The 26,234-nt window shown below is 58.3% G+C and carries 23 protein-coding genes; 12 read left to right on the top strand and 11 right to left on the bottom strand.

Annotated features, from left to right (window positions below):
• Positions 1-3: 3 nt before the first annotated feature.
• Positions 4-792, bottom strand: coding sequence for a hypothetical protein (locus tag GTN70_06435; protein NIO16623.1), 789 nt, complete (start codon positions 790-792; stop codon positions 4-6).
• A 253-nt stretch (positions 793-1,045) separates the two neighbouring features.
• On the opposite strand from GTN70_06435, the gene carB reads away from it, so the two are divergent.
• From carB to GTN70_06420, 3 genes are all read left to right on the top strand, one after another.
• A complete protein-coding gene (carB, locus tag GTN70_06430) occupies positions 1,046-4,267 on the top strand; it encodes a carbamoyl-phosphate synthase large subunit (GenBank protein ID NIO16622.1) in 3,222 nt (1,073 codons plus the stop codon).
• A 150-nt stretch (positions 4,268-4,417) separates the two neighbouring features.
• A complete protein-coding gene (locus tag GTN70_06425) occupies positions 4,418-4,696 on the top strand; it encodes a hypothetical protein (GenBank protein ID NIO16621.1) in 279 nt (92 codons plus the stop codon).
• Between the two features lie 144 nt (positions 4,697-4,840).
• Positions 4,841-5,743 (top strand): histone deacetylase, encoded by a 903-nt coding sequence (locus tag GTN70_06420; GenBank protein ID NIO16620.1) that lies wholly within the window; start codon positions 4,841-4,843, stop codon positions 5,741-5,743.
• A 62-nt stretch (positions 5,744-5,805) separates the two neighbouring features.
• Here the strand turns inward: GTN70_06420 and GTN70_06415 are convergent, their stop codons facing one another.
• Positions 5,806-6,009 carry a cold shock domain-containing protein gene (locus GTN70_06415; GenBank protein NIO16619.1) on the bottom strand — a complete coding sequence of 68 codons (204 nt, stop codon included), beginning with the start codon at positions 6,007-6,009 and terminating at the stop codon, positions 5,806-5,808.
• 297 nt (positions 6,010-6,306) lie between these two features.
• Between GTN70_06415 and GTN70_06410 the strand changes: the two genes are divergently transcribed.
• On the top strand, positions 6,307-7,170 hold the full coding sequence (locus GTN70_06410) for a pirin family protein (protein ID NIO16618.1): 864 nt from the start codon (positions 6,307-6,309) through the stop codon (positions 7,168-7,170).
• Between the two features lie 355 nt (positions 7,171-7,525).
• Positions 7,526-7,819 carry a GYD domain-containing protein gene (locus GTN70_06405; GenBank protein ID NIO16617.1) on the top strand — a complete coding sequence of 98 codons (294 nt, stop codon included), beginning with the start codon at positions 7,526-7,528 and terminating at the stop codon, positions 7,817-7,819.
• Positions 7,820-7,958: 139 nt separating this feature from the next.
• On the opposite strand, the gene GTN70_06400 is transcribed toward GTN70_06405, so the two are convergent.
• From GTN70_06400 to GTN70_06375, 6 genes are all read right to left on the bottom strand, one after another.
• Positions 7,959-8,753, bottom strand: a complete 795-nt coding sequence (locus GTN70_06400) for a hypothetical protein (protein NIO16616.1) — start codon at positions 8,751-8,753, stop codon at positions 7,959-7,961.
• A 255-nt stretch (positions 8,754-9,008) separates the two neighbouring features.
• Positions 9,009-12,179 carry an MMPL family transporter gene (locus GTN70_06395; protein NIO16615.1) on the bottom strand — a complete coding sequence of 1,057 codons (3,171 nt, stop codon included), beginning with the start codon at positions 12,177-12,179 and terminating at the stop codon, positions 9,009-9,011.
• Positions 12,176-13,363: an efflux RND transporter periplasmic adaptor subunit gene (locus tag GTN70_06390; protein ID NIO16614.1), complete on the bottom strand. Its 1,188-nt coding sequence runs from the start codon at positions 13,361-13,363 to the stop codon at positions 12,176-12,178. The genes GTN70_06395 and GTN70_06390 overlap by 4 nt, the downstream gene beginning before the upstream one ends.
• The gene (locus GTN70_06385; protein NIO16613.1) at positions 13,360-14,796 is read right to left on the bottom strand and encodes an efflux transporter outer membrane subunit; all 1,437 of its coding nucleotides are present in this window, start codon (positions 14,794-14,796) and stop codon (positions 13,360-13,362) included. Before GTN70_06385 ends, GTN70_06390 begins: the two co-directional genes overlap by 4 nt.
• Positions 14,793-15,488, bottom strand: a complete 696-nt coding sequence (locus tag GTN70_06380) for a TetR family transcriptional regulator (GenBank protein NIO16612.1) — start codon at positions 15,486-15,488, stop codon at positions 14,793-14,795. The genes GTN70_06385 and GTN70_06380 overlap by 4 nt, the downstream gene beginning before the upstream one ends.
• A gap of 89 nt (positions 15,489-15,577) precedes the next feature.
• Positions 15,578-16,045, bottom strand: a complete 468-nt coding sequence (locus tag GTN70_06375; GenBank protein NIO16611.1) for a hypothetical protein — start codon at positions 16,043-16,045, stop codon at positions 15,578-15,580.
• Between the two features lie 441 nt (positions 16,046-16,486).
• Between GTN70_06375 and GTN70_06370 the strand changes: the two genes are divergently transcribed.
• From GTN70_06370 to ppk2, 7 genes are all read left to right on the top strand, one after another.
• On the top strand, positions 16,487-17,005 hold the full coding sequence (locus GTN70_06370) for a histidine phosphatase family protein (protein NIO16610.1): 519 nt from the start codon (positions 16,487-16,489) through the stop codon (positions 17,003-17,005).
• 60 nt (positions 17,006-17,065) lie between these two features.
• Positions 17,066-18,625 carry a CHAD domain-containing protein gene (locus tag GTN70_06365; protein NIO16609.1) on the top strand — a complete coding sequence of 520 codons (1,560 nt, stop codon included), beginning with the start codon at positions 17,066-17,068 and terminating at the stop codon, positions 18,623-18,625.
• An 85-nt stretch (positions 18,626-18,710) separates the two neighbouring features.
• The gene (locus GTN70_06360) at positions 18,711-19,454 is read left to right on the top strand and encodes a hypothetical protein (GenBank protein ID NIO16608.1); all 744 of its coding nucleotides are present in this window, start codon (positions 18,711-18,713) and stop codon (positions 19,452-19,454) included.
• A gap of 143 nt (positions 19,455-19,597) precedes the next feature.
• The gene (locus GTN70_06355; protein ID NIO16607.1) at positions 19,598-20,179 is read left to right on the top strand and encodes a hypothetical protein; all 582 of its coding nucleotides are present in this window, start codon (positions 19,598-19,600) and stop codon (positions 20,177-20,179) included.
• 183 nt (positions 20,180-20,362) lie between these two features.
• Positions 20,363-21,085, top strand: coding sequence for a YfcE family phosphodiesterase (locus GTN70_06350; protein ID NIO16606.1), 723 nt, complete (start codon positions 20,363-20,365; stop codon positions 21,083-21,085).
• Positions 21,086-21,225: 140 nt separating this feature from the next.
• Positions 21,226-22,197 carry a polyphosphate kinase 2 gene (locus tag GTN70_06345; protein NIO16605.1) on the top strand — a complete coding sequence of 324 codons (972 nt, stop codon included), beginning with the start codon at positions 21,226-21,228 and terminating at the stop codon, positions 22,195-22,197.
• Positions 22,198-22,263: 66 nt separating this feature from the next.
• Positions 22,264-23,199 (top strand): polyphosphate kinase 2, encoded by a 936-nt coding sequence (gene ppk2, locus GTN70_06340; GenBank protein ID NIO16604.1) that lies wholly within the window; start codon positions 22,264-22,266, stop codon positions 23,197-23,199.
• Positions 23,200-23,967: 768 nt separating this feature from the next.
• Here ppk2 and GTN70_06335 read toward each other — a convergent pair.
• The 3 genes from GTN70_06335 to GTN70_06325 all read right to left on the bottom strand — a co-directional run.
• A complete protein-coding gene (locus tag GTN70_06335; GenBank protein NIO16603.1) occupies positions 23,968-24,393 on the bottom strand; it encodes a hypothetical protein in 426 nt (141 codons plus the stop codon).
• A gap of 66 nt (positions 24,394-24,459) precedes the next feature.
• Positions 24,460-25,713: an aminotransferase class I/II-fold pyridoxal phosphate-dependent enzyme gene (locus GTN70_06330; GenBank protein ID NIO16602.1), complete on the bottom strand. Its 1,254-nt coding sequence runs from the start codon at positions 25,711-25,713 to the stop codon at positions 24,460-24,462.
• Positions 25,714-25,846: 133 nt separating this feature from the next.
• A partial coding sequence (locus GTN70_06325) for a hypothetical protein (protein ID NIO16601.1) occupies positions 25,847-26,234 on the bottom strand: 388 nt, incomplete at its 5' end.

The raw sequence follows: 26,234 nt of genomic DNA, 5'->3' as shown, positions 1-26,234 counted from the left end.
CCGCTATTTCCCCAGGAGCTTTTTCAGAGCCCCTTCCGCTTCCTTTGCCGCATCTTCGCCGATGGTGCCGAGCTTCTCCTTCGCCGCCTCCTCGGCCATCTTTTTCACGTCCTCAGCGGACTTTCCCAGGTACTGCCCGACCCCCGCCTTCAGGGCCTCGTCGACCACGCGCTGGGTCAGCGGCCCGAGTATCTGGCGGGCGATCTCCCCGGGGGTGGACCCGCCCTTTCCCCCCAGGTTGGTGAGGCGGATGGATGGCAGCGCAGCGGAAATGGGCTTTTCCCCCAGGGCAGCCACGCGGATCTCGACATTTCCCTTCTCGATGACGAGATTCCTGATTACGATCTTCTTCTCCTTGCCGGAATCCTCTTTCGCCGGCGGCTTTTCCCCGCTCCCCGAAGCCCCCAGGTTCTCCTTGATGGCGTCGAAGTTTCCCTTTCCCGACTCGTTGATCTCGTAGAGCACGCGGGGTGCCGACACCGCAACGCTCTCTATCACGATGGGGTCTTTCGTCACCGAGGCGGTGTCGATTTTCACGCTGATCCCCTCGAGGTCGAACGCGCGGTTGCCGGAAAACCCCCGGGGATTGTCGATGCTGAAGCCCCGTATGGAGCCCTCCCCCTCTTTCAATCTCAGCTTCACCGAGGAGACCCCCACGCGTGTCCCCGTCGCTTTCGAACCGTACTTCTCTATCCCCCCCTTCACGATGGTGTCGATGTTGGACAGGAGGAAGAAAAGGGCAGCAGCGGCGATTACGGCTACAACTCCCAGAACCAGAAGCAGCTTTTTCATAAGCGTCCCTCCCAGGGCATCTCTGTGGCTTTCTCTATCTGGCGGTCATGTTCATATGGTAGCACTTTTCCCGCGGCAAGGGCACGGTCTCGCTGCCGTCCGTCGAAAGGGGGGGCGGGATTTTTTGCTGGCCCCGCCTCATCTGTCTTGCAATTTGGCACGCGGAATGTAATCTTATGATGATGCCTTCAAGAGGCAGCAGTATCCGTCTACCGCCGTCTTTACACACCACCGCCCGCAAGGAGGCCCACGCATGGGGAAACGGGATGACATCGACAAGGTGATGATCATCGGGTCGGGGCCGATCGTGATCGGCCAGGCCTGCGAGTTCGACTATTCCGGCACACAGGCGTGCAAGGCCCTTCGGGCACTCGGCTACAAAATCGTCCTCGTCAACTCCAACCCCGCCACCATCATGACCGATCCCGGCATGGCCGATGCGACCTACATCGAGCCCCTGAACCTCGCCCGGATGACCCAGATCATCGAGAAGGAGAGGCCCGACGGCCTGCTCCCGAACCTGGGCGGACAGTCGGGGCTGAACCTCTCTTCCGAGCTTGCAAAGGAGGGGGTCCTGGAAAAATACGGGTTGAAGATAATCGGCGTGGCCGAGGACGCTATCAAGCGGGGGGAAGACAGGATCGCCTTCAAGGAAACCATGGACAAACTGGGCCTTTCGTTGCCGAAAAGCGCCCACGCCTACAGCGTCGAGGAAGCAGAGCAGATTGCCGCCGATCTTGGCTATCCCGTCGTCATCAGGCCCGCCTACACGCTGGGCGGGACCGGCGGTGGCCTCGTGTACAACGTGGAGGAGCTGCGGACCATCGTCGCCCGCGGCATCTCTGCGAGTCTCATCGGCCAGGTGCTCATCGAGGAGTCGGTCCTGGGGTGGGAGGAGCTCGAGCTCGAGGTTGTCAGGGACGCGAAGAACCAGATCATCACCGTCTGCTTCATCGAAAACGTCGACGCCATGGGCGTTCATACGGGAGACTCCTTCTGCACGGCTCCCATGCTGACCATCGACCCGGAGCTGCAGAGGCGGCTCCAGGAATATTCCTACGCCATCGTTGAGGCGATCCAGGTGATCGGCGGTACCAATATCCAGTTTGCCCACGACCCGAAGACCGGGCGGGTGGTGGTCATCGAGATCAATCCCAGGACCTCCCGGTCATCGGCCCTCGCCTCGAAAGCCACCGGCTTCCCTATAGCCCTGGTCTCGGCAAAGCTCGCAGGCGGCCTGACCCTCGACGACCTCCCCTACTGGAGGGGGGGAACCCTCGAGAACTATGAGCCCTGGGGCGAATATGTGGTGGTCAAGTTCGCTCGCTGGGCCTTCGAAAAGTTCAGGGACTCGGAGGACAAGCTGGGTACGCAGATGAAGGCGGTGGGAGAGGTGATGAGCATCGCCACGACCTACAAGGAGGCCCTCCAGAAATCTATCAGGTCCCTGGAAATAGAGAGGTACGGCCTTGGATTCGCCCGGGATTACCGTGACAAGCCCCTGGAGAAGCTGATGGAGCTCCTCGCCGAGCCATCGAGCGAGCGCCAGTTCGTCCTCTACGAAGCGCTCCGGAAGAACGCCGATATCGATCTCCTCTACGAGCGGACCCACATAAAGCCCTGGTTCCTCTCCCAGATGAAGGAGCTGGTCGACCTGGAGGAGGAGATCCTCGCATGGAAAGGGAAAGAGCTCCCCGACGACCTCCTGGTACGGGCCAAGAAAGACGGCTTTGCCGACCGCTACCTCGCCCGGCTTCTCGGCACGCAGGAGTCGGCGATACGCAAGGCCCAGAGGGATCTGGGGCTCGCGAAGGCCTACCGGCGCCTTCCCGTGAGCGGCGTCGAGGACGCGGCCTACTACTACTCCACCTACAACGCACCCGATGAGGTGGCCACCAGTGAGAGGCGGAAGATCATGGTCCTCGGCGGCGGCCCCAACCGCATCGGCCAGGGGATAGAGTTCGACTACTGCTGCGTGCACGCTGCCTTCGCGATCCGCGACGAGGGGTTCGAGTCGATCATGGTAAACTGCAACCCCGAAACGGTTTCCACCGACTACGACACCTCGGACAAGCTTTACTTCGAGCCCCTCACCGTGGAGGACGTGCTGGCAATTTACGAAAAGGAGAGGCCCGAGGGGGTGGTGGTCCAGTTCGGGGGACAGACCCCCCTGAACATCGCCGGGGAGCTCATGCAGGCCGGCGTACCGATCATCGGCACCTCGCCGGACATCATAGACCTGGCCGAGGACAGGGACCGCTTCCGCAGGATGATGCGGGAAATGGGCATCCCCCAGCCGGAGTCTGGCATGGCCAGCACCCTGGAAGAGGCCCTGGACGTCGCCGAAAGGATCGGCTACCCCCTGATGGTGCGGCCTTCATACGTTCTGGGGGGACGGGCGATGCACGTCGTGGATGACGAGGAGATGCTGCGCATTTACATGGAGGAGGAGGCGGTGGAGGTCTCACCGGAACGGCCCATCCTGATCGACAAGTTTTTGAGCGATGCCATCGAGGCAGAGGCCGATGCGATTTCAGACGGCACGGACACCTACGTACCCGCCGTGATGGAGCACATCGAGCTGGCCGGCGTCCACTCTGGCGACTCCGCCTGCGTGATCCCCCCCATCTCCATCCCCCTCAAACACGTGGAAACGATCGTCGAGTATACCCGGAGGATCGCCCTCTCCCTGAAAGTCGTGGGCCTCATGAACATCCAGTACGCCATCCACGACGACACGGTCTATATCCTCGAGGCAAACCCGAGAGCCTCCCGCACCGTTCCTCTCGTGTCCAAGGTGTGCGACGTTTCCATGGCGAGGGTGGCCATGCAGGTCATGCTCGGGAAAAAGCTCGCCGACCTGGGTCTCACAAGGAAAAACATACCCCACTTCGGGGTGAAGGAGGCGGTGTTTCCCTTCAACATGTTCCCGGAGGAAGATCCCGTCCTCTCGCCGGAGATGAAATCGACCGGGGAGGTCCTGTCGATAGCCGACTCATTCGGGCTCGCATTCCACAAAGCACAGGAAGCCGCAGGGGGCAGCCTGCCCGACGGGGGCACCGTTCTCATCACCGTGGACGACCGGGACAAGGATGCCTCCCTGGAAGTGTGCAGGCAGTTTGTCAAGCTCGGGTTCCCCATAAAGGCAACGGAAGGAACACAGAAGTTCCTGGCCAGAAACGGTATAGAGAGCGAGCATATCCTCAAGTACCACGAGGGCAGGCCCAACATCGTCGATGCGATCAAGAACGAGGAAATTCATCTGATCATCAATACCCCGGGCGGCCGCCTGAGCAAACACGACGATTCCTATATCCGGAAGGCTGCCATAAAATACCGGGTGCCGTACATAACCACCATAACCGGGGCCCTGGCCGCAGCCAGGGGTATCGCCGCGCACCAGAAGGGGGACTCCGGCGTGATGTCCCTCCAGGAATGGCACAGCGGGATCACCGGGCAAAGGGAGACCGAATAACCCGTTACCGGAAGTGGCGGGCGGGGGACCCATCCCGGGAAACGCAGGCCGGGCATGCGGGAAGAATTGTGAAGACAAACCCCGCTTATCGACATCACAACAGGTAACCAGTGTCTTCCCGGGACAAGGACGCCTGCCAAGGAGCCCGACATGAGCGAAAAAAAAGGGAAGGCGAGAACCAAACAGTCTGCCATGTTTGGAGATAGGCACCTGCTCGCGTGCGCCCTTTGCAGGGACAGCGAGAGAAGCCACCTTATCGTCGAAGACCTTGGAATCTCCGTCGGCCTGTTTGCCGAGGAATACTCTTTCTGCCGCGACTGCTGGAACTCACCCGATCTGGGGGAAAAACTGCTCGGCCTGCTGGGATTTCCCGACGGGGTGAAAATCGCGGACTCGGATCTCGAGCTCGATCTGTGGGAGGGGGATTAAAGAAGCGCGTTTTCCCCCTTTACCTGAACCTCCCCGGGTTTGCATGACAGGGAAGCGAAGAAAGAAGGATAGAGAAATGAGCCGGATATCGCGTCTTTCGTGCTCTAAGATTCACCCTCACTCCCCCTTTTCCGGGAACCGGTCATGACCGGGCACAGGACGGGCATATTCTACCACCCCTCCTATTCGCGGCGCAGCTACCTGACCGTGGGGGCGCGGCTTGCCGACTTTCCCATGGTCCTGGATACCATCCTGCGAAGCGACAGGATAAAGCTGTACGAGCCGGGCCCCATCCCGCTCGACCTGCTGCTCAAGGTCCACACCCCCGACATGATCGAAGGGGTGAAGAGGGACCCCCTCTGCTCTACCGCATGGCACTCGGCGATGGGCGTGGTGATGGCGGGGGAAAAGATCGCCGAGGGTGAAATTGCCAATGCCTTCGCCTTCATCGGCGCCGGCGGGCACCATTCGGGGAAGAGCTATTTCGGTGGATACTGCTGCTTCAACGATGTGGCCCTGTGCATCGTAAACCTGCGCGAGAAGCACGGTCTCGAGCGTTTCGCCATCGTCGACACCGATGCCCACCACGGGGACGGCACGCGGGACCTTTTCTCAGACGACCCCGACATCCTCCACGTCTGTATCTGCGGCACCGATTACGAATCGCCCGACGGAACGAAAGTGGACGTGGCCTACCCGAGCCCCTGGTGGGGCCGGGGAAGGGGAGAGGACCGAAGGCCCATGAACGACGTCTACTTCGAGCTGGTCGAAAAGCACGTTCCCCGCCGGGTAAGGGAATTCAAGCCTGACCTTCTTTTCTGGTACTTCGGATTCGACACCCACCGGGGCGACTACGGCGACATCGGCCTTACCGCCCCCTGCTTCATGGATATCGCCCGCCTGATGCTGGATGTCTCAGAGGAAGCATGCGGGGGAAGGCTCGCGGTGGTCCTCGGCGGCGGCTCACACACAAAGCTGGCCACGTCCCTGATACCGCCCATCATAGAGGGACTGGCCGGGCTCAAAACGGGGGAGCCCCCCCGATAGGTGCGGGCAAAAAAAAGCCCCGGAAGTTACCGGGGCTTTCGCGTCCATTATTTTTTTTTGCCTCAGCTGATCTTCACCACATTGGTGGCCTGAGGTCCTTTCGGGCCTTCGGTAATTTCAAACTCCACCTTGTCTCCCTCGTACAGGGTCTTGAAACCCTCCATCTGGAGTGCGGAGAAATGGACAAAAACATCCGGGCCGTCCTCCTGCTCGATAAAACCGTACCCCTTGGAATCATTGAACCACTTGACACTGCCTTTTACCATCTTACCTTACCTCCTTTGATAAGTACTCCTCTGCTGGGTGCGATGTTAGAATTTTTTCACACAGACAAAAATGCTATCAACAAAAAATATCAAAGTCAAGAACAAGGGATACCCCGCCCTTTCGATGGCGGGGGGACGAAAACCCCTTCCTCCGGCCCTTTTTCCGGCGATAATATTTCTTCCCTCCCGCGGTTCTCATACACCTGAAAACGCATCCTAAAAGGGGAGGAAAGAGAAAATGTCCAAACTACCGGAACTGACCACGGGACCCGGCCGGACGAAGGAGGTCAAGGATCTATGGATAAGCGGCCCAGATCGGTAAGGGAAATCATCGAGCCCCGCTACGTCACGGAGGGGGCCGGCGTCAGGCTCAGGCGGAGCATCGCCGCGGGGGCGCTGAATTACCTGGACCCCTTCCTGCTCTTTGACCACTTCGGATCCCGGCGGCCCGAGGATTATCTTGCCGGATTTCCCATGCACCCCCACCGGGGCATCGAAACGGTCACCTACGTGCTCGCCGGCGTCGTCCACCACAGGGACAGCATCGGAAATGAAGGGAGCATAACGGCGGGCGACATCCAGTGGATGACATCGGGACGGGGTATCATGCACGAGGAGATGCCCCGGCCATCAGGGGGCAACATGGACGGTTTCCAGCTCTGGGTCAACCTCCCTGCGAAACTGAAGATGACAGAGCCGCGGTACCAGGAGATCCCGTCGGGCCGGATTCCGGTATTCGACCGGGGCGACGGGACGCGGGTCCGCGTGATCGCCGGTTCGGTGGACGGCATCCGGGGCCCGGTAACGGAAATTGCCGCAGACCCCACCTACCTCGACGTGATGGTTTCCAACGGCGGCACCTTCACCCACGCCATCACCCGGGGGCACAACGCCTTCGCCTACGTGTTCGAAGGAGAGGGTACCTTCGGCGTTACGGGCGGTAACGGGGGCAGGACCATATCCCACACGAAACTCGCCGTTCTGGGAGATGGCGATACCCTCACCGCCAGGGCCGGGGAGAGGGGCGTGCGTTTTCTCCTGGTCTCGGGCAAACCCTTAAATGAGCCCGTCGCCCGGTACGGCCCCTTCGTGATGAACACGAAAGAGGAAATCGAGCAGGCCCTGAAGGAGCTGAGGGAAGGCACCTTTATCAAGGATTAAGGGTCCTCTGCAATCACAGGCGGCAGGCAGCCCACACCCCGCAAACCCCCCATTCCCGTCCCGGGGTTTTAACCGGCAAAACGGAATTGGCGACAGTAAAACGTTTTATTATAATTATTTTCACAATTCCATAAAACAATTGACAGCCCCCACGGACACGCCTATCCTAAAACAACAGGGGCCATATTGAACTCTTCGAACAGGACCGCCCTCTCGATTGACAGGGGAGGGGGCATCACTTCACCCGCAGGGGTCGTCGCATCTGCCCTTCCGATGCCGGGAAGTTTTCGCACGCATTGAACGAACACGGGAAATGGTGGCACAACCACCAGCAGGAAGAAAGGAGGTAATGGTCATGCCGGTATACGTACTCCTAATGAAATACACGGACCAGGGGATGAAAGACATCAAAAACGCAACCGCCCGGATAGAGGAGGGCTTCAAGGCGTGGGAGGCGATGGGGGGAAAGGTGCTGGGCTACTACGTTCTGATGGGAGAATATGACTGTATGGCCATCGGCGAGGGCCCCAGCGACGAGGCAGCGACTGCATTTGCCCTGGGAATCAGCGCGCGGGGAAACGTCAAAACCACCACCCTCAAAGGGTTCACGAAGGAGGAGTTCGCGGGGATCCTGAAAAAGATACCGTAGCTCCCCCGGATTCCTTTCAGGTCGGCAGCAGGGCAGGCAACAAAAATCAGCAGGTGGTGCGCCACCCATTCCTGCGGTTGGAGTGACAGGGGGCCCCGTCCGTCCCGGGATCTATATGCTCTTTTTAAGCCTTACCGGGCTACCGGCCCGTAAACACGGGCTTGCGCTTTTCAAGGAACGCCGTAACGCCCTCCAGGGCGTCCTCCGTTGCAGCCGCCAGGCCGAGCAGGTTGGCTTCGTTTGCCAGGGCCTCCGTCTGGGACATACCCAGCCCGGAAAGGACCGAATCCAGGCAGAGCCTCACCGCGACACCCGACTTCTCGGTGATCTTCCTTGCGAGCCGCTCCGCCGCCGCGATGAGCTCTTCCTGCTTGACCACGGCATTTACCAGGCCGATCCTGTACGCCTCCCGGGCATCGATCATCTCGCCGGTCAGTATCATCTCGAGGGCCTTCTTCGGGCCTACCTGGCGGGGAAGTCGCACCGTCCCGCCCCAGCAGGGGTTGAATCCCAGGTTGATCTCGGGCTGGCTGAAACGGGCGTTCTCCGAGGCAATGGCGAGGTGGCAGGCCTGGGTGATTTCCGATCCTCCCCCGAGGGCATAGCCGTTTACGGCGGCAATGACCGGCTTGCCGAGCCTCTCGATGAACGTGATAAGATCCTGACCCCGGACGGCGAACCCGTCCCTGGCGGCCATCTGCCCTTTCTCGAAGCTCGCCTTGATTTCATTGATGTCGCCCCCGGCTATGAAGGCCTTCTCTCCGCTCCCGGTCAGGATCACGACCCTGATGGATTCGTCATCCCGCGCCCGTGAAAGCGCCGATAAGAGCTCGACGGCCGTGTCCCTGTTCAGGGAGTTCATGGCCCCCGGCCGGTTGATGGTGATCTTCAGGATGCCCTCACTCTCTTCAACGCGGATATTTCTGTGTTCCATGGCTATCTCCTTTCCTGCGCCGTTTCTGATTGAGATGCAGAATTTTTCAAACAGTCGTCTTGAAAAAGGTTATCCATGACAAGAGAGTCAGTCCAGGTCCGGAGCTTTTCGTCATGAGCCGCAAGCAAAAGGGGGGTAGGCCCCGAAAAAGCTCCGCCCTTTCGCTATCTGACCTCTTGATTCATTGCTCTCCGCCGCTTCCCCGACCCGGGCTTCACTCCGCATTTTGGAACCTTAACCCTGCATTGCAATTTCTTACCGGGTGGTTTCGCTCTCCCTGCGGACCCTGTTCATCCCGAAGCCCAGCAGTTTTCGGACATCCTCGAGGATCATGTAGAGGGATGGGACCAGGAGCAGGGTGATGCCCGTGGCGAACAGGATCCCGAATCCCAGGCTGATAGCCATAGGGATCAGAAACTGGGCCTGGACACTCGTTTCCAGGATCATCGGCGTGAGCCCGAAAAAGGTGGTAAGCGACGTGAGGAGAATCGGGCGGAAGCGGCGTGCCCCCCCGTCGACGAGCGCCGTGACGAGGTCAGACCCCTCCTTCCGGTTTACGTTGACCCGGTCGATGAGCAGGAGAGAGTCGTTGACCACGACGCCGGCAAGCGCCACGATGCCGAAAAAGCTCAGGATGCTCAGGCTGAATCCCATGATCATGTGCCCCACGACGGCACCGACGACGCCGAAGGGGATGGCGGCCATGATCAGGAGCGGCTGGCTGTAGCTGCGAAAGGGCACGGCCAGAAGCGCAAAGATTCCTATCAGGGCCATGGTGAAACCCTGCTTCATGCTGTCCAGCGACTCTTTCCGCTCCTTCTCCTCGCCCACCAGGTCAAAGGACAGGCCCGGGTAGTCCCTGGCAAGCGTAGGAAAGAGGCTCTCCTGCAAATCGATGAGGATCTCCTGTGCATTTGCCTGGGATGGGTCGACCCGTGCGGTGATGTTGACGACCCGTTTCCGGTTCGTCCGGTTGATGCGGGCAAATCCCCACCCTTCGTTGACGCTTGCGGCGCGAGCGAGCGGGATCTCCCCGCCCTCAGGTGTGCGCACCCGCATCGATTCCAGGTTCCACAGCTTCCTCCGGTCCTCCTCGGGGTAGCGAACCATGACCTTCACCTCGTTGCGCCCCCGCTGCAGGCGCAGCGCCTCTGCCCCGTAAAAGGCCGACCGGATCTGCCTGCCGAGCTCCTCCTCGGTAACCCCGAGCATCCGGGCCTCGGGCCGGAGGTTGATCTTGAGCTCCCGCTTCCCCCGCGACAGGCTGTCGTCTATGTCTCCCACGCCGGGGTACCCGGCGAGGTTCCGCTTGATACGCCCGGCAACGGCAGAAAGGACGCCCGCGTCCTCGTGGGCTGCGCGGATATCGATATCGGAGCCGACCTCGAAGAGGGAGGACGTGAAGGTGATCGAATCAACGCCGGCAACCGTCCCCACCGCCTCCCTCCACATGCCCGCCACGTCCGCCGCGGGGACACCCCGCTCCTTGCTTTCGGTCAGCAGCATGGCGACCTCCGCGATATTGGAGGCAGAATCGGTCTCCCCTCCCGCCGGGCCATGCCTCACCAGGGTGCTCCCCACGATGGAGAAGACGTTACGCATGATCGAAGGATTCCCCTGCCGGCCCCGGTCGAACTCGTCGACGACCACCTTCCCCCGGTCAACGACTAATCCCGTCACCTTTGCCGTCTCATTCACCGGCGTGCCGGGAGGCATCTTGATGGACACGATTACCAGGTCGCCCTCCACCTCGGGCATGAAGGTAAACTTGATGATGCCCCCCCGGACGACCCCGAGAGTGAGGAATAGCGCGGTGATGCCCGTGGCGACGGTGGTGTAGCGGTTTCTCAGGCAGAGCTCCAGGAAGGGCCGGTACCTTCGTGAAATGAACCCTTCGAGAAACCTTCCGAACCAGAGGCGCACCCTTTCTATGGCCCCCAGCACCCCCCCCTTCACACGATCATTCAGCCTCCCCCCCGAGAGGTGGGCGGGAAGCACGAAGAGCGATTCGATGAGCGACATGCAAAGGAGAGCAATGACCACAAGGGGGATCACCTTGATGAACTTGCCCATCACGCCGGTGACGAAGATAAGGGGCATGAAGGCGACCACGGTGGTCAAAACGGCGTAAATGACGGGGATCCCCACCTCTATGGTGCCTTCCGTGGCCGCATCGAGATAGGCCTTTCCCCTCTGGCGGTGCTCGAAGACATTTTCCCCCACGATGATGGCGTCATCCACGAGTATCCCCAGGGCCAGGATGAAGGCAAACAGGGAGAGCATGTTGATGGAGACGTCCATCGTGGGCATGAGCAGCATGGCCCCGAAAAAGGAGATCGGTATGCCCAGCATGACCCACATGGCCAGCCGTATTTCCAGGAAGAGGCCCAGGATGATGAGCACAAGGGTAAGCCCCAGGGCGGCGTTCTTCAAAAGGAGGTTTATCCGGCTCTGGTAGATCTCCGAGGTATCGAACCAGACGTCGATGTTTACCGTCGTGGGCATTTGAGGCTTCTTCCGCTGGACGTAATCCTTCACGATTTTCGAGATCCTGATCGGTTTCTGGTCCCCCACCCTGAAGACCTTCACCATCGCCGCCGGACCCCCATCGAACATGGCGAACACGTCCGTCTCGCGGAACCCATCCTCTATCCGGGCGATGTCAGCGAGGGTGACCTCCGTGCCGTCCGTGCTGGTCACCACGGCGATGTCGGCGTACTCAGGCCCGAAGTAGCGCCGCTCCTTCGTGCGGAGGAGAATTTCGCTCCCCTCGGTCTTGATCGTCCCGCCGGGCAGATCCAGGGAGGCCCGCCTGACCCGCCGGGCCACCTCCTCGAGGGTCAGGTCGTAGCGCCGCAGGTTCTCCTCGGGAATCTCGATCGATATCTCGTAGGGACGCACCCCGCCAAGGTCCACCTGGGTGATGCCCGGCAGGGCCAGGAGGTCATCCCGTATTCCCTCTGCCTGTTCCCGGAGCACCCTTTCCGACACGTCCCCGTAGACCACGACGGAGATGACCTCGCTGCGGCTCACCAGCTTGGAGATGACCGGTTTCTCCGCATCTTCCGGGAAGGTGACGATCCGGTCCACCTCGCTCTTCACATCCTGCAGCACGCGGTCCGGGTCCTCGCCGGTTTCGATCTCCGCAGTTACGACGCCGATGCCTTCGGCGGCGCTCGAGGTGATCTCCTCGATCCCGTCGACGCCGGTCAGGCTCTCCTCGATCTTCCGCAGGATCCCCTCCTCAACCTCCTCGGGACCGGCGCCCGGGTAGGCCACGGAAACCTGGATCCTGTCCAGGTCCACCTCGGGGAACACCTCCTGCTTTATGGAGAAGCCCTTCACCATGCCGCCGATTATGAGGACGAGCATGAGGATGTTTGCGGCGACGTGGTTCTTCGCCATCCATCTGATAGCGGCCTTCACTTCGCTTCTTCCTCCCCGGCCAGCCTGAGCTTCATCCCCTCCGCCGCCCCTGATATGTTCGTTAAAACCACGCGGTCGCCCTCGCTGAAGCTGTCACGAACAACGATGGTGTCGCGCTCCCGCCTGACCACGGTCACGGGCACGATGTGCAGCTTCATCTCATCGTCCATCGTCCAGACGGTTTCCCCTTCCCGCAGTGCGGAGCGGGGAACCGTGAAAATGCCCGGGAGCTCTTTCCCGGTTATTTCCACGTCGACGAACATGCCCAGTTCCAGGTCGGCCCGGCCGGTCCCGCGACCCTTACCCAGGTTGTAGGGATCGGCCACGGAGACCACGACACGCGCCATCCTTCCCCGGGGATCCACCTCCCCCAGCGAGCGGACAACCCTCCCCTCCCAGGTGAGAGTCCGGCTTCCAACGGTGAGCGTTACCTTCGCCGGAGAGCCTCTCTCCTTCGAGCCCCTGCCGGGGACTCTGAGCCACTGCATCTCCTCGAGGGGGAGGGGTACGATGATCTCTGCGGCATCGGTGCCCGCAACGGTAGCGGCGCTCTTGCCCACCGTAACGTACTGGCCCAGGTCGATCTCCTCAGATCGGACAATGCAGGTAAACGGCGCGTAAACGGACGTCCTGGCGAGGTTGAGCTCCGCCTGGAGAAGAGCCGCTTTCGCGGAATCAACGCCTGCACGGGCGTTTTTCAGCTGCGGCTCGTACAGGACCAGGGGGTTTGGCTCGCTTTTTTCATCGGTCTTCAGGCGCTCCCACTCGATGCGCGCAACCCGGGCCTGCCCCTGAACCGTGGCCAGTTCGTACTCTGCCGCGGCCAGGGCCGCCTTTGCCCTGTCGATGGCGAGCCGGTAATCGGTATCCTCTATTTTGAAGAGCAGGTCTCCCTCCCTGAAAAGACCGCCGGCAACGAGTCCGGGGGAAAGATACGTGACCTGTCCGCTCACCTGCGGTGTGATTGCCGCCTCCTGGCGGGGGGCCACCGTCCCCGTTCCGGTGACCACCACCGGCCGGGTCTCCCTTCTCACGCTCGTGACCTCCACCAGCACGCCCGGGGACTCCCTCACCTCCTTTTCGGGAGAAGGGCGGGAGAGAACCATGAGCTTCATCCCGGCGAACCCCGCCAGGACGATGCCGATTGGAAGGACGATCTTCATCAAGGTCGTTTTCAGGCTCATTTTTCCCTTCCTCCGGTGTGGGACGCCTTCAGGCGGCTTTCCATTTCTTCTTCCATCCACTCTCCCCCCAGGGCACGGACCAGGCTTATCCTGTCGGAAATCAGCTGCCGCCGTGCGGAAAGAAGCTGGCTTTCGGCCGTGAAGTTGGAGGCCTGGGCCGTGAGGATGGGCAGGTAATCGGACAACCCGAGCAGGTAGCGCTCCTTGGAGAGCCTGAGGGACCCGGCGGTTGCCTCCACGCGCTCCTCGAGATACCTGATGCGCTCCTCCGTCATGCGGTTTCTGATCAGCGCGTCTTCGACTTCCTGGACAGAGGTGAGGACGGTCTTCTGATACCGGGCCAGGTCCTCCTCGAACCGGGCCTCCGTTCTCTCCACCTCGGCCCTCCGCCTTCCCCCATCGATCACCGGTTGAATCACGCTTGCAAAAACGTTCCAGAAAACACCCGATATATCCCCGGCGCTGAATGCGGTTTTCGAGGTGCCGTAGCTGCCGAGCAAGTTTATCGAGGGGAAACGGTCGGCGATGGCCTCGGCCACCCCGGCATCGCTCGCTTTCACGCGGAGGAACGCAGCCCGCACATCTGGCCTGCGTGAGAGAACCTGTGAGGGAATCCCCGCCGGAAAGGCGGCGGGAGTATCGGGTAGCTCTGCCAGCGTTCCCGCAAGGCCCCGCTCGGGGTAGCTGCCCGTCAGAACGGCAATGGCGTGCTCGGTCACGGCCAGGTTCGCCTCGAAGAGGGGGCGGCTGGACTTCGCGAAGGAGAGGTTCTGGCGCGCCTGGTACACATCAAGGGGCGGTACGAGCCCCTGAAGGTAGCGGCTCCTCACCAGATCGAGGGTTTCGGTGAACGATGCGATGGTCCCGTCGGTGAGGTCGAGCTGGGCCCTCTGCTCGACGGCCAGGTAGTAGAGGTCGGCGAGCTCCGCCGACAGGGTAACGTAGAGGGATTTGACATCTTCCCGGGATGCCGCCGCCTCGAGGGTGGCCGCATCTGCCGCCGATCCTATCCTGCCCCAGAGGTCTACCTCGTATCCCGCTGCAAGGGAGAGACTGTAGCTGATTCCCCTATCGTCACCGAATATGCCCGGTTGCCCGGAGCGGCTGGCCTGCCCCTCCGCATCCAGGGAAGGATACTGAAACGACGCTGCCTGGCGCCTGACTGCCTGAAGCTGCTTGAGTACGGCAATTGATTGGACCAGGTCCAGGTTGCCATCGAAGGATTTCTCCATGAGGGCGCTCAGGCTCGGATCTTCGAAGGTCTCCCACCAGCGGCCCACGGGAAGCGCCTCGGACGGGGGGTCGGTATGCTCGAGGAAGCCCGCCGGGAGGTTCTCCGGGGGCCCGATCGGCTGTGGCCGGTGGACGGCGCAGCAGGTCAGGACGATCGAGACGATGAAAAGCAAGGAAAGCAGTGACCCGTTCCGCTTCATGACACCTCCACTCCCGCGGTAACGAAAGATACGACCATGTCGGTCATCGTCGCAGCGTCAAAAGCCGGCACGACCCCCTCGGGAAAGACCTTGAGCTGGTCCAACATGTGCAGCGTGTGGCTCATCGCGCCTATTGAAAACTGGAGGCGCCAGAAGAGGACTTCCCTCGAAACATCCGGCAGGGCCTCGCAGAGGATCTCGTAGCAGAGGAAAAACATCGGGCGGAAGTGATCCATCAGCTTTTCCCGCAACCGCTGATCGGGCTCGCCCATCGTCCGGCCGACGAGCGAGATAAACGCCGCCGCCCCCGGTTCCGTGTCCCGGAAGCGGAAAACGGGGGCGATGAAGGCGTGCATGACATCACGGGCATCGGGCCTGCGGTTTTCCCGCCCTGCCGCATCTCTTATCTTCTCGAGTTCCTCCCGCCTGATCCGGTTTATGGGGAGGAGCCGCCGCTTGAACACCTCCTCGATGAGGGATTCCTTTGAACCGAAATGGTAGTTGACCGCCGCTATGTTGACCCCGGCATCGTTCGTGATGGCCCGAAGGGATGTGTTGTGAAACCCACTCCCCGCGAAGAGCCTTTCCGCCGCATCGAGGATCCGGGTTTTCGTGTCCCGCTGGACCGCCTCCGGCCGATCTCCCGCACCGATTCCGGTAAAAGGCCCCGCCGTGTCCCGCTTTTCATTCATACGTTTGATTTAAACATATGTTTGAATCAATGGCAAGGGGAAATAATGTCGCTGAAGCATGGAGAAACGGGGAAGACAGTATGTGCCGGTCACCGTATAACAATCTCATATTCAAGCTTCAACTCGTTATCGAAGCTGTCCTGGTCCTCAAACAGGGGTGCCTCGACCTTGACCGGGTAGCTGCCGGGCTCGAATTGTGCGGTATCCCAGACGATAGTGACAGCCATTTTGTCCTTCACATCCCAGTAGAAATCAGAGATGTTTTTCGATGCAAGGGTCTTCCTCCCCGAGAGAACTCTCACAATAACCGGACCTTGTATAACCTCCCCTTTATCGTGGAGAGTGACTTCGAAGGTGATTTTATCACCCCGGGCAACCTCCCGCTTGTCGACGGAAACGCTGTCTACCGCCAGATTAATATACACATCATCCCTGAATCTCCTGCCCCTGAAGGCAAGGTGTTCGGACAGGGAACCGGAAAACGCCGTGGAGACATCGCACGCCAGGATGAGGATCGTGAAAAAAACCACCCCCGTTTTCAGTCCTGAAACCCTCATTGCAACCTTTAGAGACAGGTGATTTAGAACTTTTCAGCCGATCAATCTCTTTTTTCTATGATATCGCAAGCCGGTGACGGGGAGTGAAAAAGAAATAGGTCGCTTTCCTCCATTGACGGAAAAACGTGGCGGCACAGAGAGGAGGCCCACCTGGAGCCTCCCCTGTGCAGAAAGATGCTTTTTGGTTCCCACTGCGTTGTGAATCAATCACGGACCGCACGTATCCTCGGGATCCAGCGTAGCCATCAGAGGATCGCTTTTCTCCTTGTCGGTCTTATCGATAGCAAGGCTTCCCGGGAGAAACCCGATTTCGATATGGTATAATCCCTGACAGGTGCCGATACCAGAAGACGGGGACCACTATTCTCCGGCTATCGGTAAGGAATCATCGGGAGACAGGAAAATATCCTCTTCGAGGAGCCGGTGGAGGGGCTGACGGATATGAAAACCATTATTTTGGTGAGACACGCCAAGTCGAGCTGGAAGGATCCCGGGCTGAAGGATTTCGACAGGCCGTTGAACAAGAGGGGAAAGAGGGATGCGCCATTTATGGGGGAAAAACTGAAAGAGAAAAAGATTCTGCCCGACCTTATCCTTTCGAGCCCCGCGAAAAGAGCACGCAAGACGGCGGTAAAGGTTGCCAAAACCATCGGCTATCCCAGAAAGAGGATAGAGTACAGGGACATCATGTATCACTCGGATGCGCGGTATCTCTTCGAAATGGTGAAAAATCTTGATGATTCGAAGGATACGGTCATGCTCTTCGGGCACAACCCCGGGTTCAATGATTTTGCTGATTTGCTTCTTCCAGAAAATCCCGTTCTGAATATCCCCACAACCGGCGTGTACTGCATGCGGTTTGACGTTAAGAGCTGGAAGAAGGTGCGAGAAGGTACAGGCGAGTCTGTCTTCTTCGACTTTCCGAAGCGCTACCTGGACGAATCGGATACGCACGGATAGGTCCCCAGCAGAAACCCGGTGAAAACAAAAGGGTCCCTGCAGGCGTCAAGAGGGTCACCCATGCCTAGACCGCAAAAATTCCATGTCCCGGACGGCTACGACGAAGGGTTCTTCTTCGCCCACCTGTCCGATCACCACTCGATCAAAAAGGGGCGACACAGGTACCGGCGTGTCGTGATTTACGACACATTCGACTGGCGCCTGTTCAACAGGTCGCTTGTCCTGTATGAGTCCGGCAGAAGGCTCCATCTGCGCAACCTGTACGAAGACGCGGACATATGCAGCGTGCAGATAGCCGATCCTGTTGTTTTTATTGGGGATTTCCCCGACAGCAGGTTGAAAGAGCTGGTCGAGCCGGTCATAAAAATGCGTGCGCTGATAAAGCTCGTGGAGGTGTCCTCGCGCAAAGCACCCTACCGGATCGTGAACCAGCACGAAAAAACGGTGGCCCGGGTGGAACACGAGGAAATCTTCCTGTCCCGGGACAGGAACAGGCCGGCGATTGCTACGTTTCTGTGGCTCAAACCGGTGAGAGGATACCTGGGCTATGCCCGGGAAATGGGAGAGCGGCTCACCCAGGGAGGATTCACGGAAAAAAAGGGGGGAGATATCTACTTTTCGGCTCTTGAGGGGGCTGACAGAAAACCGGGCGACTATTCAACGAAACTAGATGTTCGCCTCACACCCGATATGCGCCCCGACCAGGCAGCGAAGATCATCCTCCGCTCGTTGCTGCACGTCATGCGGGTAAACGAGGCCCATATCGCAAAGGACCTGGACACGGAATTTCTCCACGATTTTCGCGTGGCCGTGCGCCGCACCCGCTCCGCGTTGCGGCAGTTAAAAAGCGTGTTTCCCCCGGAGACAGTCCGTCGGTTCAGGAAGGATTTCGCCTTCGTGGGAAAACTTTCCAACCAGCTGCGCGATTTAGACGTCTACCTTTTAAGCGAGGGGACATACAAGGCCATGCTTCCCGACGGGCTTCGCGGCGACATCGAACCGCTCTTTGCCTACCTGCGGGAAAAGCGATCCCGGGCCTTGCGGGAAGTCACACGCAGCCTGGAGACGGAAAAGTACCGGCAGATCCTCAAGGGCTGGGACGTCTTTTTGCGTGAACCGCCGGAGGCCCCCCCCGGGGCACCCCATACCGGTCCTTACGTTATCGACGTGGCACGGAAACGGATCTACAAGAAATACCGGCGTATCGTAAAAGATGGGAATGCGATCCTGGAAAACACGCAGGACGAGATGCTGCACCGCCTGAGAATTCAGTGCAAGGAGCTGCGCTACCTCCTGGAGTTCTTCTCGAGTCTCTTTCCCCCGAAAAAAACCTCGGGCTTGATCGAGCAGCTGAAAAAGCTGCAGGACAACCTGGGCGATTTCAACGACTTCTGCGTCCAGGAGGAATATCTGTTGAAGGTCGCCGATGAGCTGGCGGTAACGGACCTGCCCGGGAAAAAAACGCTCGTGGCAATCGGCAGCCTGGTCGGTACCCTGGACAGAAAAAGACAGGCGGCAAAGGGGAAGTTTTCAAAAACATTTCAAGCATTTGCATCACCGGAAAACAGCGCGACGTTCAGGGAGCTTTTCTCCGAAAAAAAGAGGAAATCCGCATCGTGACGACCGAAAGCGCTCAGGTGATCCCGGTGCCTGCCTGAAGCCGAATCGCCGGGAGCAGGAGTTCCGAGGGGAAAAAGAGCCGATCATGAAAAGACTGGTTATACTGTCGGGCCCCTCCTGTGTGGGAAAAACCCCCCTTTTTATCGCACTCTCAACGTTTTACCCACACCTGGCCGGCAGGCTTGTAAAAGTCGTGCCGTACAACAGCCGCGATCCCCGGCCCGGGGAACAGGACGGGGTGGACTACCATTTTCGCCCCCGCGAGGTAATCGAGGATCTCTTTGGAACCCCGGGATATATCTGTGCCGACGTCCGGGGAGACCTCCACGCCGTCGAGATAGAAAGTATCAAAAAAATCCTCTCGCGGGGAAAAGATGCCTTTTTCGAGGGAAACCCGTACGTTGCCGCAGGGCTCATCGCTTCCGAGCAGTTGCAGGCAATTCCCACCCTGAAGGTTTTCCTCTCTCCCCTCTCAAAGGATGAGATCCAGGATCTTAAAAACCCCGCAAACCGGCCGGGCCTGGAGAAAACAGTCACCGACATGATGCGGAGGAAGCTGCTTCGCCGCACCGGAACCCAGAAAACCAGACTGTCACCCGGGGACCGTGAAAACATCGAAACGCGTGCGGGAAGCGCCTTCACCGAGTTGCGGGAGGGCTGGAAGTATGACTTCGTCATCCCCAACCACGACGGGGAAGACAGCGAGCACTGGGACGCCTTTCATCACCCGATCGGCGACGCGCGCAGGGCCCTCGTCGCCTTCGCGGCTCTTTTAACGGGAGGCACTTCGTACCCTGCCGAACGCTGGGAAAAGGATCTCGTGCCGTGACGTGTGGGACTTCCCACGCAAAAACAAACCGTATTTTGTTAATCCTTGACACCGGCAGGAGATGCTTATATCATTGATATTTCTTGTTTTTGCATACATTGGCACCACGCCTTTCCCCGTTGACGGGGAAATAGAGGGAGGCCGTGACCGTGAAGAAGGATGACCTTACCCGGTTGAAATACATCGAAACCTCGCGCATGAAGCTGCTCAACAAACACGGCATCACTACCATAAAACAGCTTTTTGAAATGCCGGAGGAAAAACTGGCCGGGATCAAATCGATCGGGAATCATTACGCAAGGCTGATCAAGAGCTCCGCCGCCGACTATTACCGGGAGAAGCAGGAAATAGTCCTCCCCGAGATCCTCTCAGACGAAGAGAGAAAGGCAGGGGAAATCAGCGAGAACCTCAGGAGGAAGATCAGAAAGCTTCAGAAGACATTGCACCGGGTGAACGAAAATCTAAAGCCGATGGGGAAGAAAAAGTATCTGCCCCTGTACATCGACCTCAAAAAAACGTCGTCCGAGCTTCGCGACAGCCTCGCCCTTCTGGAGAAAAGCCAGGAAAACATCCCCCTGAAAGCGAAAAAAAAGATCATAAAGAGAAGCGACGCTCTTGCACTATTCATGAAAAAAGGAGGGAAAAAGCCCAGGAAGAAAGCGTATAAGAAAATAACGCTGGAAATTCAGTCGTTTTCCAAAGTAGTGCGGAACCTGATCCCTTGAGCCCGGTAAACGCCCCTGCCCCCCGAGCGCGAAAACATCCCCATCCCTGGCCGAATGTGGGATGAAGCCCGGCTGCGATAAAACTATCTGCTCGCCGGTGGCATCTAAGCGGTTGTTTCATATCGGGAGTTTTGAAGTTGGCATTTCCGCCGGAGGGGCCGAAGCTTCAACCACCTGCTTGTTATGAAGAAAATACTCGTTCTGGGCGACATTCACGCAAACTACCCGGCACTCAGGGCTGTGGAAAAATACGTGCGGCCGGGAAAGTTTCACGGGATCGTCAACACCGGCGACTTTACGGTTTTCAGCACGTTCCCCAATGAAACAATCCAGTGGTTTCGTCAGAGGAAACAATCCGTCTCCATACTGGGGAACACGGACGACCGAGTCCTGAAAATCCTGGCGGGAAAAAAACTGGAAAAACCGAGAAAGGAAGAAAAACGGGTCATGTATTTCTGGACCTGCGAAAACCTGCATGCGGGGAACATTCGCTACTTAAAATCCCTTCCGAAAAGGCAGGATTTTACCGTGGACGGTATCCGAATCGGCCTGTTCCACGGAACCGCAGACGATGAGGAAGAACTCCTGTTTCCCCGTGCCTCCGAAAGACGGTTCCGCGACCTTGCGAAGGGTTCACCCTACCGGGTCCACATCATGGGTCATTCGCACGTGCCATATTACCGATGCATCGATGGTGTTCACTTCTTAAACCCGGGCAGTGTGGGACGGATGTTCGACGGCGACCCCCGGGCATCCTTTGCCATCCTTACGGTCTCATCGCGTAAAATAGAGGCCTACCACTTCCGCATTCCCTACCCGGTCGAAGAGGTGATCGAGGGCCTGAGAAAAAACCGGCTCCCCGATATTTACGAAAAAATGTATCGAAAGGGAAAGAAGTTGAATTAAAAAGAAAAATTGGAGTGGCTATGAAAAAGACGAAGAGAAAAAACGCAAGGAAGAAAGAACGGGAAAAGGAACCGAATCCCAAGGTAGTGCAGATAAAAGACGCGCCAAAGTTAGCACAGGTGAAAACCAAGCCTGAAGATCTGCACAGCCAGAAGGAGAAGAAAAGGGACGCCGACAAGAGGGCAAGCGGCAGGGCGAAGCCGATCAGGGAGGTGGTGGAAAAAATCCAGCCGAAAGTAAGACCCGCAGACAGCGAAAAGCTGATACGGAAGATTCAGAAACAGCTCAAAAAGAAGGACAAGGAAGAGATCATCGAGGGGGCTTTGAAAACGTTCTATGAAGCGGAGGAGCTGAAACCCTACCAGGTGGAACTCCTCAAGCTGCAGCGGCACATGGAGAACACGAACAAGAAAATGGTCGTCCTTTTCGACGGACGGGACGCCTCGGGCAAGGGGGGGACGATTCGGCGGATCACCCGATATCTGAACGAGAAGAGATACCGCACCGTCGCTCTGGGGAAACCGAGCGAGCAGCAGAAGACGGAACTCCACATAAAGCGCTATATAGAGCACTTCCCCCGCGCGGGAGAGATCGTTCTCTTCGACAGGAGCTGGTACAACCGGGCTCTCGTCGAGCCGGTCATGGGATTCTGCACCGAGGATCAGTACAAACGGTTCATGAAAAAGGTCGTCACCTACGAACACAATTTTCTCGATGATGCCGGCAGAACCATACTGATCAAACTCTATTTTTCCGTGAGCAAGAGAGAGCAGAAGAGGCGGTTCGACAGGAGAAAGAACGATCCCCTGCGCCAGTGGAAGCTCTCCGAGGTGGACCTGCAGGCCCAGGAGCTGTGGGATAACTTTACGGAAAAAAAATTCCAGCTGCTGAAGCGGACCCATACGGAAAAGTCCCCCTGGTGGGTCATCCGTTCCGACAACAAGCACCTGGCCAGGCGGGAAACCATGAAGCTGATCCTCAGTATCGTTCCCTACAAGGGCAGAAGCCGGGACCTCGATCTGAATCCGGACCCGCACGTCGTCATCCCGGGTGACAAAGAGCTGCGCAGGATGAAGAAACAGCGGAGGAAACATGGCCGGTTCGTCGAGTGACCTCCCGGTTCCCAGGAGACGTGCAGGCAGGCGAATAAAATGGCGGATAAAGTAAAGGAGCCCCCGATGGCGAAGGAAAAACCCGAAAAAAGAAAGAAAAAAGGAAACAAGAGGGAGAAGAAAAAGGAAAAGAAAAACAAGACAGAGCTATCCGAACACACGGCCTATGAGAACATGAACAAGAAAAAATCGAAAAAACGAAAGGCCGTGTACGTGAGCAAATCCACCCTCGAATACGAAGAGGAACTGCACCGGCTGCAAATAGAGCTCTTGAAATGGCAGAAGTATGTCATCGCCCACGAACAGCGCGTCCTGATGCTATTCGAGGGCCGCGATGCCGCCGGCAAGGGCGGGACCATAAAAAGGATCGTCGAACACATGAATCCACGGGGTGCCCGGGTCGTTGCCCTCTTAAAGCCCAGTGACCGTGAGCGAACGCAATGGTATTTCCAGCGATACTTTCAGCACCTCCCCTCGGGCGGAGAGATCGTGCTCTTCGACCGGAGCTGGTACAATCGCGCCATGGTGGAGCCAACCATGGGGTTCTGCACCGACGAGGAGCATAAACGTTTTTTGAAGGACGTGCCGATGATCGAAGAAATACTGGTGAAGAACGGGATCACCCTCTTTAAGTTTTTTTTCTCCGTATCCAAGCAGGAACAGATGCGCCGTTTCAAATCGAGAATGATAGACCCGCTGAAGCACTTCAAGATATCTCCCGTCGACATGGCTGCACAGGAAAAGTGGGACGACTATACGATACGGAAATTCCAGATGCTCAATGAAACGAACAGGACGATCTCACCCTGGACGATCATCCGTTCCGACAGCAAGAAGAAAGCACGGCTCAACTGCATCAAGTACATCCTCTCCAATGTGGTTTACGACGAAAAGATCCCCGCAGAGGAGCTCCAGGTAGACCCTGAGACCGTGGTGTCGGGCATCGAGGAGATCAAATACATGGAAGATCACCTGATGACGGGCATGGAGCTTCCGGGGTGAGAGTTGACAGGGGTGCTCGCCTTCTCATCGTCCGGCGCCAGTGGCAATTCTATCTGAAACTACCCTGATCGGGATCGTTGCTCGATGTTCATGCACAGCAGGGGGGTTTTCTGAACGGCTCGTCCCGGAAAAAATTTTCAGCAAAATTACAATTTTTGGATATTATTTTCCGCATTGATATGATATATTTTATCCTGCCCGTTAGCTCCATATCTCTTACCTTCGTGAGCCACCCCGGGGGGGAGGGGCAAAAAAATTACCGCATTTCACCCGTCTTTTCATTAGCGTGCTCTGTGTAGGGCGTTCACGCTGCATTGAACAATTTTTCAGCATTTTAGTCCGGCGACAAAAGGAGCGAGAGCTGTTTTACGCGGAGGCTTTTCATGATCAGGACGGAGAGTCGACTTCACTTTCCCCGCACTCAACGGAAATACCGGGTCAAAAAAGAGTGGTTGCAGTTCACCGATGAGCTCTTCGTGTGCTGCTACGACAACGGTTCGGTGATGAAGGGAGGAGCTGACCGGGTAACCGGTCATATACACGGAGACGTTCCATCCCCTTATCGGCCGAACGCACTCCGGGGAGGAAAAGGGTTCCGCTGCACAAAAAGCAAACGCCAATACTGCATGGATTGCGCAGCTGATTGCACGAAGGTTCCATGAAAAAGGGCTGCCGCTCTGAAGGGCCAGCTTTTTCGGCGGCGGGTTTTCCGGTCCCGCACCTGTTCGAACGTTCACGGGAAAATCGAAGCACGAGGGGGGAAACCGATCAGCCCCTCTGGGCGAAGGTGAGGATATAACCGCTGTTGTCCCGGATGATGAACTCCTTCATTCCGTAAAATGTGGTCTCCATATCGCGGACAATGTCTACCCGGCCCTTTATCAACCCGTAGAGGGCATCGACATCCTCCACCTCGATAAACAGGGTCAACGACCCGCCGACCTGCTCGTGGGCAAAGTCGAAGTTTTCCTGGACGAGACTCCTCCTGGTCTGAAACATGATGTCCACGCCCCCCCTTCGCACCAGCGCCCAGTCGAGGGGGACCCCTGAGTCCCTTATCCTCACCACGTCCCCTCCCGCCTCGGGAGCCCCCAGGACGAAGGCAAAACCCAGGACATCGCAGTAAAAATCGACGGCACCGTTCACGTCTTCTACCATCAGGTTCGGGGACAGTTTCTTGAAGGTCTCCTTCATCTTCAACTTACCCGCACCGGGGTTGGGCAATGCAGAAGCGCCGAATCAAGCCCGGCGGCCCCTTTTTCATATGGCCCGAAGAGCCTGGTCCAGGTCCTCCAGGATGTCCTCGACGGCTTCGATCCCCACGGATACCCGCACCATGTCAGGGGTGATGCCGTTGTCCCGCCTCGATTCCTCGGTAAACCTGATGTATTGCGATGACCAGGGGTGGATGACCAGGGTCTTGCAGTCGCCCAGGTTCGCCAGGTGGTACGCGAGCCTGACGTTCCGGATATAGTCGAAACAGGCTTTCTCGTCTTCCAGGCCGAAGGTCAAGAGCCCCCCGTACCCCTTCCCGTTGAACTGGGCCTTCGCCGTCTCATGGGAGGGGCTGTCCTCCAGACCGGGGAAGTTGACCCACTTCACCTTGGGGTGTTGCGCCAGGAACCTGGCCACCTCGACAGTGTTTTTCATGTGCCGTTCCATCCGGAGCGCCAGGGTGTCCAGGCCGATCAGGGTGAGGTAGGACTGGAAGGGAGACTGGGTGGTCCCGAAGTTGATATGGATCTCCCGCCACACCCTGTCGATGAATGCCCGTTTTCCCGCGATATCCTTATAGAGCTTGAAATCGGTGTACTTGTCGTCGGGCCAGTCGAATCTCCCCGAGTCGATCACCACGCCCCCTACCGCCGATCCGTGGCCGTTCAGGTACTTGGTGGTGGAGTAGACCAGGATATCGGCCCCGTGCTCGAGGGGCAGGAACAGATAGGGGGTAGCCAGCGTGTTGTCCACGATCAGGGGCGCCCGGTTCTCGTGGGCGAGGTCTGCAAGCTCCCGGATATTCGGCACGTCCATCTTGGGGTTACCGATCGTCTCCACGAAGAGGAGCTTGGTCTTCGGCGTAACGGCCGCCTTCCAGGCGGAAAGGTCGGCGCTCTCGACCAGCTTCACGTCGATTCCCAGCTTCCTGAGAACGTTGTTGTAGAGCAGAAAGGTGGACATGAACAGGGAGTTTCCCGACACGATCTCGTCACCCGAGCGGCATATGGAGAGCACGGCGTTGTTTATCGCCGCCATGCCCGATCCGGTGACAACAGCCTCCATGCCGCCGGTCAGCATGGCGAGCCGTTTTTCCAGGACCTCGTTGGTGGGGTTTCGCAGGCGCTGGTAGATGAACCCTTTTTGCTTCCCCGCAAATACATCGGAGAGTTCCTCGGCGGTGTCAAACCGGTGCGATGCCGTCTGGTAGATGGGAGCCAGAGTAGCGCTCTTCCACTCCCCCGGCGCCTGGGCCCCGTGGATAACCTGGGTATCGAACTTCCACTTCTTCTCACTCATATCCCCTTCCCTCCTTGTAAAAAGAGATCCCCCTGCAGCCGGAACGTTTTCCGGCATCCGGTCACATACGTCATTGGCTCTCTTCAGGACGTATGGCTACAGTGTATCAAATTGTACTGTTTGTGCCGAAAAATTAGAAGAAGTTTTCGTGCGCGGGGGGCGGGGATTCATCCCGTTGCTCATACCCTGAGCCGGCGCTTACCGGAGAGGGCCTCGCTCCCTTTCCGTCACCCCCCCCTTCCAGACCGCCCTCTTTTTTCCGTGCACCCTCGTTGCCGTCCGCCATATCGCTCAGCCACCACCTGCTGCCTGCGTCTATCCCGACAACCACGACGAGAAAAGCGATCATCTCGCCCATCAGCACGATCGTGATTCCCAGCGACTCAAGGATGGATTCCATATGAAGGGCCGCAACGAAGAGGGCGAAGGAGAGCACACCCATACCAAGGCTGAACAAATAGCCTTTCCCGACGAGCCCCCTGGCGATTTTCCCCGATCTCTTCCCTGCCTGCGCCACAGTT

The sequence above is a fragment of the Deltaproteobacteria bacterium genome (genome assembly GCA_011773515.1).
Lineage (GTDB): Bacteria > Desulfobacterota > Deferrimicrobia > J040 > J040 > WVXK01.
This window is presented reverse-complemented; position numbering and strand designations above follow the sequence as displayed.